Origin of the sequence: Nonomuraea cavernae (assembly GCF_040655715.1) — a bacterium.
Taxonomy (GTDB): Bacteria; Actinomycetota; Actinomycetes; order Streptosporangiales; family Streptosporangiaceae; genus Nonomuraea; species Nonomuraea cavernae_A.
This window is the reverse complement of sequence record NZ_JBFAKL010000065.1, coordinates 1-3,658: the sequence shown is the minus strand read 5'-3', so window position 1 is coordinate 3,658 and position 3,658 is coordinate 1. Positions and strand designations below refer to the sequence as shown.

The 3,658-nt window shown below is 64.9% G+C and carries 2 protein-coding genes and 2 pseudogenes; 1 reads left to right on the top strand and 3 read right to left on the bottom strand.

The genetic code is table 11. The features are described 5' to 3' along the window. Nucleotides 1–68: 68 nt before the first annotated feature. Complete coding sequence (locus tag AB0I38_RS40140) at nucleotides 69–308, bottom strand: hypothetical protein (protein ID WP_358496055.1); 240 nt, start codon at nucleotides 306–308, stop codon at nucleotides 69–71. Between the two features lie 809 nt (nucleotides 309–1,117). On the opposite strand from AB0I38_RS40140, the pseudogene AB0I38_RS40135 reads away from it, so the two are divergent. After that, nucleotides 1,118–1,435, top strand: a pseudogene (locus AB0I38_RS40135) (transposase); the annotation flags it as partial. 24 nt (nucleotides 1,436–1,459) lie between these two features. Here the strand turns inward: AB0I38_RS40135 and AB0I38_RS40130 are convergent. Beyond that, entirely contained in the window at nucleotides 1,460–2,053 is a 594-nt protein-coding gene (locus AB0I38_RS40130; RefSeq protein WP_358496050.1) for a pyridoxamine 5'-phosphate oxidase family protein, read from the bottom strand. Nucleotides 2,054–2,092: 39 nt separating this feature from the next. After that, nucleotides 2,093–2,877 (bottom strand): annotated as a pseudogene (locus AB0I38_RS40125) (transposase family protein). Nucleotides 2,878–3,658: the final 781 nt, after the last annotated feature.

Below are 3,658 nucleotides of genomic sequence, written 5' to 3'. Positions count from 1 at the left end.
GACCAACATCGCCGCAGCCACCGACCACTACCGCAGTCACCCCGCCGACGGACTCCAGCTACTCGGTTTCACAACATGAGAACGCATCGGCCCTGGGGGATCTCCACCGCCTTCACCGGCGGAGGAAAGTAGGTCCCCGACGACATCCGATTCCAGATCTTGTAGAGATTGTTTCCCAGATCGGCCTCGAAGTCGGCGATGGACTGCCCGTCCGCCCCGGCGGCACCCTTGTTCGCTTTGACCTGCTTCCACGCCTTCCACACCAGGCGTTTGGGTATGTCGAACGGTTTCCCGTCCGGACCCGACATGCTCACTCGTCTCCTCCCGGAGAACTTCCGGTTGCTCGAACGAACATCTCCAGATGAGCCGGCCCCTTCGCTCCACCCCCATTACAGGAGCTTCACCACTACTACGGGCCGGTCCGCCGACGCGCGCCGCGACGGTACTCAGCACCTCACGGTTTCCGCCGCTTGATGCGCTCCCTGCCGCCCGGCATTACCGGTGGTAATGCCGGGGCAGTATCGGCACGCGTCTTCCCACGTTCCGCACAAGAGCAGCAGACCAGGATCACGCCACCTGCACGCCGGACACCACCTGGCCAGTCGGCGGGCTCCTGCCAGGCTCATCCCGGGATTGCATTGAGACCCCGGTTTCGATGTCGTTTCCTAAATCTCGACGCTTCGGCGGTGGTTCACTCGCGTTCGTCTTCCTGGTCCCTACCTGACGGGCTCGTGTCCCGCCGTTTCCCCGACGCTCAGCACGACAGTCTTCAGCTAACGCACCTTGGGGTGGTTTGACGCCTCCCCCCGCAGGGCGACGCCGAAGGGCCACTCCTTCATCTCCTGTGCAGCATGCACATCAACGGGTCGTCTCCTACCGCACGACGACTCCTCTCCGCGCGCGTGGCGCAACAATGCCGGTTAGTTAAGGGCTCTGGGCGGTTGTCGAGTCGAGGTCGGACAGGACGTCGATGGCGATAGCCGCCCGGTGGTTGCGCGAACAATGCTCAATACCTGTGGATCAGACATGACGGAAGGAGGCGTACCTTTCCGATGGTTCGATCGATAGATCATCGAGCAAGGCCGACGTTCGCAGCGTCGGTCGGGAAGGCACGCCCGTGCTTACGGTAGTTAACGAGGACGGCACCACTCCAAGCGGCGGCTCGCCGCTGGATGAGATCGTCCAGGAAGGCGCGCGGCGGATGCTGGCCGCCGCGTTGGAGGCCGAGGTCAATGCCTACATAGCCGAGTTGGCCGACGAACGAGACGACAACGGGCGGCGTCTGGTGGTCCGTAACGGCTACCACCAGTCCAGGAAAGTTACCACTGCGGCCGGAGCGGTCGAGGTGAAGGCCCCTCGTGTGAACGACAAGCGTGTCGACCCGGAGACGGGTGAGCGAAAGCGGTTCTCCTTCCTTCCCGGCAGACGCCGCCGTGGTGACCGCTCCATCGGCCGGGTGTTATGCGGTGCGCGGAAGCGGTGGCAGTGGCAGGGGCAGCCCCGGAAGACCGTCGATGCTGGTCGCGATGTGCTCCTTCTTCTGGAGGTACACGTCGAGCGACTCATCGGTCTCACGCGCGAAGCGCGACGCGTGCAGCGGGCGGTCCTCTTCATAGGTCATGAACGGGACGGCGTACCCGCAGGTATCGCGGATCTTCTCGGCGGTAACGACGATGATCGCGCGCAGGCCGTGCAGGGTCGGGTCGATGTCGGGGAAGTAGCCCATCAGCTCGGCCCAACGCGCATCGTCGCGGAAGACCGGCTCTCCGCGGCCGTGCACGCGCACGATGTTGGGAGGACCATCGAAGGCGCACCACATCAGGGTGATGCGGCCGTTCTCGCGCAGATGGGCGATCGTCTCGGCGTTGCTGCCCGCGAAATCGAGGTAGGCCACGGTGAGTTCGTCAAGTACGGCGAACGAACCGTTCAGGCCCTTGGGCGAAAGGTTGACGGTGCCCTCGCCATCCAGCGGCGCCGTCGCGGTGAAGAAGATGTGCTGCGCCTCGATGAAGGCACGCAGCCTGCCGTCTATCCGCTCGTAGCTCTTTCCCATGGGGCCGATTATGACGGAATGATGATCCCTGAGCACTTTTCATCCTGAGTAGCGGCCTTCTTCGATGAGCTGCAGGACGAGGATGGCCTGCACGATCGTGGTGGCGCGGTGCGGGCAGCAGCGCAGCCGGGTCAGGACCTTCCAGGTCTTCAAGGTGGCAACGGCGCGTTCACCGCAGGCGCGGATGCGCGCGTGTGCGCGGTTGACCGAGCGCTGGTGGCGCGACAGTGGCGGCCGGGGCCGGTGGCCTTTGAACGGCGTGCGGATGCTGCCGCCCGCGCCTTGATATCCCTTGTCGGCGAAGGTCTTCACCCCTGTGGTGGTCAGCGTGTCGATCAGGCCGGTGGCGCGGGCTGTGGTCAGGTCATGTGTGGCACCGGGCAGCGCCGGTGAGGCCCATACGAGCCGGCCGGCTGGATCGGCCAGGACCTGTACGTTCACGCCGTGGCGTCGGTGTTTTCCGGAGTAGTACGGCCGTTCGTCGGCCAGCCGGTCGATCGGAATCAGGGTGCCGTCCAGGATGGTGTAGGCCAGCCGGCCGGCGCGTAAGACGGCGGCGTGGACGTCGTCGGCGAGCGTGGCGAGCAGATCGGCCGCCTCGCGGACGTAGCGCCAGGCGGTGCTGGTGCCGATGCCGAAGCCCGCGGCCAGACGGGCGTAGGTGTCGCCGCCTGCGCAGGTGGGCCAGCACCAGCAGGGCTTGCCAGGATGGGTCCAGGCGCCGCCAGCGGCAGCGGCGCTCGGCACGCCGGGCGCGGATCAGCGCGGCCAGGCGGATCAGGGTGTGATTGGGACAGCGGAATCGAGGCACGATAAGACAGCAACGAGGCTCTCCGGTAGAGGCATCGGATCTTGGTCGACTGCTGTCTTACCGGGATCCTCTTCTCATGTCGACTGGTCCCGGTGCCGCGCCTGCTGACCTGCGCGATCAGGTTGGAAAAGCTCCTCCACCACGGCAGGAGGCAGGGATCGCGCGGCAACGGAATCGATCACCAACCCAGATCACGATCAACTCCACGGCGTGAGCGGCGCTTCAAACTTGATCCACAAGTCTTGACAATTGCTCACGCCCGCTCGTAGTTGGCCGCGTGCACCGCATCGACTGCGAGGGGGGCGAGGTGGAGGGCATTGGGAAGGATCACCCGGGTGATCCCTGGCGATAGCCGTACACCACCGGACACATGAAGAGAGCCCCCTGACCCGCGTTACCGCAGGTCAGGGGCTCTCTAGTGCTGGTGGAGGAAAGCGCGCCCTGCAGGATTCGAACCTGCGACCGTCGGATTAGAAGTGGAACACTGCTTCCTTCCCGGGCGACATGCTGACCTGCGACTGGTGTTGTTGTTTCCTCTTAGGAGACAGGGCGCGTTCCGCACATGTTCCGGATCAAGCAGCCGGTGTGCACGGTCAGCGAGCTCTCATCCGGCCTGTACCTCAATACCCCAATGGGCCAGGGCTGAGGAACGAAGCCCTCACTCGTCGATCGCCCCCAGCCCCTTACGGGGCCGACCACGTGTCAACGGCCGAGTGCGTGTCGCCGCTGGTGGCCAAGTCGAGGTCCCCGCGTCTTCGTAGTTGACTACTTCTTGGTGAGGCGTCGCCCTGTCC

What these genes read in the sequence shown, in the direction of transcription:
- AB0I38_RS40140 (WP_358496055.1), bottom strand. Translation starts at nt 308, where the DNA reads ATGTCGGGTCCGGACGGGAAACCGTTCGACATACCCAAACGCCTGGTG.
- AB0I38_RS40130 (WP_358496050.1), bottom strand. Translation starts at nt 2,053, where the DNA reads ATGGGAAAGAGCTACGAGCGGATAGACGGCAGGCTGCGTGCCTTCATC.